Source organism: Arthrobacter sp. E3, assembly GCF_017353415.1.
Lineage (GTDB): Bacteria > Actinomycetota > Actinomycetes > Actinomycetales > Micrococcaceae > Specibacter.
In genome coordinates, this window is sequence record NZ_JAFMPX010000029.1 from 40,598 (window position 1) to 46,777 (window position 6,180).

Sequence of the window (6,180 nt, forward strand, 5' to 3'; positions counted from 1 at the left end):
CCCATGGAACCAAGTTAGGCGCGGCGGGCCGACAGAACCAGAGGTTGAGGAAAAAAGGGGACTCAACCGCAATGTTGTCGCGGTCAGGTCACAGTGCTCGTGCGCACACAGACGCTAGCTTCCGGACAAAGGTAGGCCGAGTGCGGTGGAAACCGAGTGATGTGTCACGTGTCCGCTGGCAACGTTCAGGCCCGCTGCCAAGGCAGGATCGGAGGCCAATGCCTTGGCCACCCCGAGATTCGCCAGCGCCAAGGTGTAGCGCAGGGTCACGTTGGTCAGTGCGTAGGTGGAGGTGTTGGGGACCGCCCCGGGCATGTTAGCCACACAGTAGAAGATTGAATTGTGGACTTTGAAGGTGGGGTCTTCGTGGGTGGTCGGGTGGGTGTCTTCAAAGCAGCCGCCCTGGTCCACGGCAATATCCACCAAGACCGAGCCATGCTTCATGCGGGAGACCAGGTCATTGCTGATCAGTTTCGGAGCCTTCGCGCCGGGAATAAGCACAGAGCCGATGACAAGGTCTGCCTGCAGCACTGCTTTTTCGATTTCCAAGGTATTAGAAGCGAGGGTCTTCAGGCGGCCCTGATATTGGGCATCCAATTCCTGCAGGCGTGGGATGTCGATGTCAAGGATGGTCACGTCTGCGCCGGAACCGATGGCCATGGCGGCAGCGTTGGAGCCTGAAACGCCGGCTCCGAGGATCACCACGTTCGCTGGCCGAACTCCTGGCACCCCGCCCAAAAGGATGCCGCGGCCACCGGCTGGAGCGGTCAGGCATTGGGCGCCGACCTGCACGGAAAGGCGGCCGGCAACCTCGGACATGGGCGCAAGCAATGGGAGTGAGTGTCCAATTTGGACAGTTTCGTAGGCGATGGCTGTGACCCCGCTGTCCATGAGGGCGTGCGTGAGTTGGGGGTCGGCAGCCAAGTGCAGAAAGGTGAACAGCACCAAGCCGCGGTGGAAGTAGGAGTACTCGCTGGGAATCGGCTCCTTGACCTTGACTACCAGAGCGGAGCGGGCCCACAGGTCGCTGGCGTCCGACACCAGCTCAGCTCCTGCGGCGGCGTATTCGGCGTCGCTGATGCCGGAGCCGACGCCGGCATTGTTTTGCACCAGCACGGTGTGGCCGTGCTTGACGAGCTCATGAACGCCGGAGGTGGTCAGGGCCACGCGAAATTCGTTGTTCTTGATTTCCTGCGGAACACCAATGATCATGTTCTTCGTCCTTAATCCCCCGGAAATCCCCGGAATTGAGCCAAGCGCCATCCATGGGCTGAGACTAGCAGAAAGGCGCGTGACGCACCCGGCTACGTGCCGGGGGACCTCTCTTCGGCGGTTTGAGTCGCGGTGTTGTGAGTTGCGTCCTTCTGTGCCAAGAGCCAAGCTGTGACGTCTTGACGGCGAATACGTCGGTGGGAACCGCGGTACTGGACGGCAATCTCGCCACGATCGGTGAGGTTGCGCAGGAAGGTGTGGGAGATCCCCGCCATTTCGGCCGCTTGTGAGGTCGTGAGGAGTTCCGCCACACTTGCCACGCTGACAGCATCCCCGTTGGAAAGGCGGCGCAACAAGTCGAGCACCGCAGCCCGTGCGCCGTCGTCGAGGCGGTGCGCAGTCCCGTCGACAAACACTGTCACGTCGTCGCTGCTGGCTAGAGTGCGAGCCAGTGCTGCCTGCTCGGTGGTGTTCAGAGGGGAACTGAGTCTGGGGGAATCAATCGTCATGGAACACATGGTAGCCCGGCTGTAGGGTATGACCCATGGCACAAAGAATCCGTACCGCACTATTGGGGTTTGGTCTGGCGGGAAGTGTGTTTCATGCCCCCTCCCTGGCGTCGCTGAAAGAGTTCAGCCTTGATGTGATTGTGACGTCGGATCCACGGCGGCAGGCGGCGGCTCAGGCTGCACATCCGCAGGCAATGATCGTGGGACGTGAGGAATGGGACCGGGGTGCACACGGTGAGGATATTGATTTGGTAATAGTCGCGACCCCACCAGCCACGCATGTCCCCTTGGCGACCGCAGCGCTCGAGGCGGCTTGTGCAGTGGTCGTGGACAAGCCGTTTGCGCTCACAAGTGCCGATGGGGAGGCGCTAATCGCCTTGGCTAAGGAGCATGGCCAACTTCTCACCACCTACCAGAACCGGCGCTGGGATGGGGAGTATCTGACGTTGCAAAAGCTGCTCGCACAGGGTGAGCTGGGGGAGGTGCGGCGTTTTGAGTCCCGGCTTGAGCGCTGGCAGCCTGACATCACGAAGGAGTGGAAGGCGCAGGCTACGGCGGCCGACGGCGGTGGCATCCTTTTCGATCTGGGCACCCACCTGATCGACCAGGCGCTGCAACTCTTTGGCCCAGTAGTGAGGGTCTATGGTGAGCTTGCCGCCCGGCGGTTGGCAGAGTTGGCCGACGACGACGTTTTCGTGGCGCTTGAGCACGCCAACGGTGTCATCTCGCATCTGTGGATGAATCTCAATGTTGCCCAGATGGGTCCACGAATGCGTGTTCTTGGCGTGAAGGCCGCCTATGTGAAGGAAAGCGCAGACGTTCAGGAGAGCCAAATTAAGTCCGGTATCTGCCCTGGGAACCCTGCCTATGGAGTTGAGCCGGAAGCGGACTGGGGCACTGTGGGCCGGACCGGAGAACTAGTGTCCGTGCCTACGGAACCGGGTAATTTTGCGCTGTTCTACGAGTTGTTGGCGGCGGCGATGATTGAGGGAGGCCCAGTGCCGGTGGATCCGGAGGACTCCGTGGCAGGGCTTCGCATCATCGAGCAAGTCCGGGCCAGCGAACAGCTTCGTAACGCGCAGACTCAGTGAACAGCCGTGCGTAAACTGGGGCGAACGCATGGTGCAGCTGGGATTAATCGGGGAGACTGAAGCTACAGTGAACGACAAAGAATCGGGCCTCCAAGGCCAACAGCCAGCCAGTTTGGCGTTGGCAGAACCCGAAGTGAATGTACGCCACCGGTGGACAGCCTCCATTGTGTTGGTCAATGTAGGCATCAACGCCGCATTTTTTGGTCCCATCCAGGTTTTATTGGGCCAGCAGGCTGCCGATTTTAGCCAAGCCGACAAAGAGGGCATTCTGGCGCTCGTCACGGGTGCCGGTGCCGCAGTCTCCTTGGTCGCCAACCCGCTGTTTGGCACCTTCAGCGACAGGACGACCTCACGTTTTGGACGCAGGGTGCCTTGGGTCTTCATTGGGGCGTTGCTTGGAACCATCGGGCTGGTGGGCCTGGCTGGCGCGCCGTCCGTTGCTGCCATGACGTTGTTGTGGTGCTTGGTGCAGCTTGGTTGCAACGGTGCGCTCTCCGCTACCACCGCTGCCATTCCCGACCAGGTGCCCGTGCGGCAGCGCGGTACCATCGGCGGTTTGTCCTCAATGGGCACTGTGGCCGGAATCCTTGTGGGTGCCGCGATTGCCGCCGTCGTCGCCGGTAATTTCAGGCTGGGTTTCATCATTTGTGCAGCCAGCCTCATAGTCGGCATGGTGCCGTATTTGTTTTTCGCCAATGACCACGTGCTTGATGCCAAATACAAGCCAGCATTTACCTGGCCGAATTTCGTCAAAGGCTTTTGGATTTCGCCACGGAAGTATCCTGACTTTGCCTGGGCTTGGGTAACAAGGTTCTTGGTCAATGTGGGAAACCACCTGGTGACCTTGTACCTGCTGTTCTTCCTCACGGACGCGGTGGGCTTCAAGAACCCCGAATTCGGTGTTTTGATCCTGACGGGGATCTATGCCGTCTTGACTCTGATCACCGCTGTGATTGGCGGGAAATGGACGGACAAGGTTGGCAAGCGAAAACCGTTTGTCATTGCGTCATCGGCCATCATTGCCCTTGCCGCGTTGATTCTGGCGTTCTTCCCCACTTGGACTGGGGCGCTTGTGGGGGCTGCAGTCCTGGGTGTTGGCTATGGCGTGTATCTGGCCGTTGATTTTGCCTTGCTCACACAGGTGCTGCCGTCATCGGCGAGTCGAGGCAAGGACATGGGCGTCATTAACGTGGCGAACTCGCTACCGCAGGTCATCGCGCCGATCATTGCCTGGCCGCTCGTCACCATCCTCGGGGGCTACGTCACGCTCTACGTGGTTGCGGCAATTATTGGCCTGCTTGGCGCGGTATTCGTGGTAAAGATCAAGAGTGTGGACTAGGTCTCTATGGATTTCGGAAGTTCAGTGACCAGGTTTCACAGACCTCTGGGACAGGTTCGGCATCCCCAAAACCCGTAAGGCTGCCGCCGACGCAAACTGACGATGATCTTATGGGCGACTATTGCCTTTTTGCTACTTGGTAGTGACCGTCGGCGAAGACGGTGATGAAACGTGTGCCCGGGAAGCGCTGCTCCGCCTCGGCTGCGGTGGTAGTAGAGACAACGCCCGCACGGCTGGAAACGTCCATTAACACGTACTCGGGGGCAGGGTTCTTGTTCCCAACCCAGTACACTTCAGTGCGGTCGACCAGGTAGCTCATCAAGGAGATATCAGTTTCCACCGTCACACCGTCCGGCACTGCTGCCAAGGCGTTTTGAGAGGAAGCTGCGGTGGTGAGTGGGAAATTCTTGGATGGGTCGGAAAGCTTGCCAAAGGCATACTGGCTAGTCAAAACTAGTGCAATCAACAATACCGCTGTGCCTGCGAGGCGTCTTAAGCGGACGGAATTGAGTACCTTCCGACGTGAAAGAGCATCGATGGCTGCGCAAAAAATCACTGGCATGAGTACCGCGCTGTACTGCCATTCCTGTCCCCAGTAAACGGGCAGATCGGACAAGAAGCGCCACGCAAGAGTTGGAAGCACAATCAAGGTTAGCGGGGAGAAGAGACATAGCCCAGCAGTGATGGCTACCAAGAGCAAGACCGTTGCGACCTTGTCCTGTTGGAGCAGGGAACCAGGGTCGCTGAGCAATCCACGGATGTTGAGCTGACTTTGGTAGGCCCAGTGATCGCCAGGATTCATCGAGGGCAGAATGACTTTCGTGGTGAGGACAAACCAGCCGACACCCCACACGGAGAGCCAGAGTCCTGCCGAACTACGTGCCCGCCAGGCCATGACAAGTCCGATGACAAATACAGTCAGCCCCAGATCTTCCTTGACGAAAACCAGCAACGCGGCCCATAACCAGACAGAACGCCAGCGCTCCTCCAGCAACGCAACCAAGGCAAGCGCCAGCAGAGGTACGGCAAAAGCAACTTCGTGAAACTGGGAATCTACGGCTGACTGCAAGCCCCAGCTGAGGGCATAGCCGAGGCCCAGGCACACGCCAGTGATTGTTCCCAATCGCTTTATTGCGAAGTTGCAGACGGCGACGACAGAAAGCGCCAACAAGATGTTTTGAACAACCAATAGCGTGTAGGCGCTGGGAAATAGCCGATAAAACGGTGCGAGTATGACCAGAAGCGGGTGAAAGTGGTCACCGAGGAGATTATAACCATCCCCCTTGAGGCTCACTATGGGCGGGCGGAAGTTCGCATAGTCCTTGGCAAGCTGAGTGAAGATGCCCAGGTCCCAGGAGCGAATGGTGTAACTGTGCCATTGCAGCCATGAGAACACTGAATACGTAATGAAGGCCAGCCCACCCATAAACCCGGATAGTGCCAGGGGGGTGGTGATCGCGTGCCTGAAATTGTTCCATCCACTGGAAGCGGCCCGAGTGGGGGCAGCTGGGGGCCTAGTGCTTTGAACTGTGGTCACAGGGAAAGTCTAGGGCGCGAACAGGTCGTTTCCGGCATTGTTAAATGTGCTGCCATCGCTGGCTGTCTCGTTGCGGATATGTCATGGAGCCCATAGCGGTCGATGATGCTGAGCGACTTTGCCCGTGGTTATTTTTTGTGGTGTTTGGTGTAGTTGATGAGGATGTGTTCTAGTGGGCTGGTGATGGTGGGTTGCGGTCCCAGGTTGGTGGTTGGGATGGTGGTTTGGAGGGTGTTGAGGGCCGTGTTGAGTGCGTTGTTGAGGCGTTTTTTGAGCCATTTGGGGTAGGCCGGTGGTCGGGGTTCGTGGTGTTGGGGTCGGTGGTATTTTCCGGAGGGGCTGAGCCAGGCGGTGGTGCCGTTGGTGGTGGTGCCGTTGGTGGTGGGGAGGGGTTTCCAGCCGCGGAGGCGGATCTTGGTTCGTTCCGGGTCGTGTTCGCGGCGGTAGTGGCCGTGTCTGGTTTTGTCGTCTTTGAAGTGTTTGAGCAGGTGA

At 58.8% G+C, this 6,180-nt stretch carries 5 protein-coding genes and 1 pseudogene; 2 read left to right on the forward strand and 4 right to left on the reverse strand.

Annotated features, from left to right (window positions below):
• Positions 1 to 114 precede the first annotated feature (114 nt).
• On the reverse strand, positions 115 to 1,212 hold the full coding sequence (ald, locus tag JMA46_RS12560) for an alanine dehydrogenase (protein WP_207345686.1): 1,098 nt from the start codon (positions 1,210 to 1,212) through the stop codon (positions 115 to 117).
• 92 nt (positions 1,213 to 1,304) lie between these two features.
• Complete coding sequence (locus JMA46_RS12565; protein ID WP_207345687.1) at positions 1,305 to 1,721, reverse strand: helix-turn-helix domain-containing protein; 417 nt, start codon at positions 1,719 to 1,721, stop codon at positions 1,305 to 1,307.
• A gap of 35 nt (positions 1,722 to 1,756) precedes the next feature.
• Between JMA46_RS12565 and JMA46_RS12570 the strand changes: the two genes are divergently transcribed.
• Complete coding sequence (locus JMA46_RS12570) at positions 1,757 to 2,812, forward strand: Gfo/Idh/MocA family oxidoreductase (RefSeq protein WP_207345688.1); 1,056 nt, start codon at positions 1,757 to 1,759, stop codon at positions 2,810 to 2,812.
• Positions 2,813 to 2,879: 67 nt separating this feature from the next.
• The gene (locus JMA46_RS12575; RefSeq protein WP_348770158.1) at positions 2,880 to 4,151 is read left to right on the forward strand and encodes an MFS transporter; all 1,272 of its coding nucleotides are present in this window, start codon (positions 2,880 to 2,882) and stop codon (positions 4,149 to 4,151) included.
• Between the two features lie 118 nt (positions 4,152 to 4,269).
• On the opposite strand, the gene JMA46_RS12580 is transcribed toward JMA46_RS12575, so the two are convergent.
• Positions 4,270 to 5,577, reverse strand: coding sequence for a DUF2079 domain-containing protein (locus JMA46_RS12580; protein WP_207345690.1), 1,308 nt, complete (start codon positions 5,575 to 5,577; stop codon positions 4,270 to 4,272).
• A 239-nt stretch (positions 5,578 to 5,816) separates the two neighbouring features.
• A pseudogene (locus JMA46_RS12585) lies at positions 5,817 to 6,180 on the reverse strand (hypothetical protein); the annotation flags it as partial.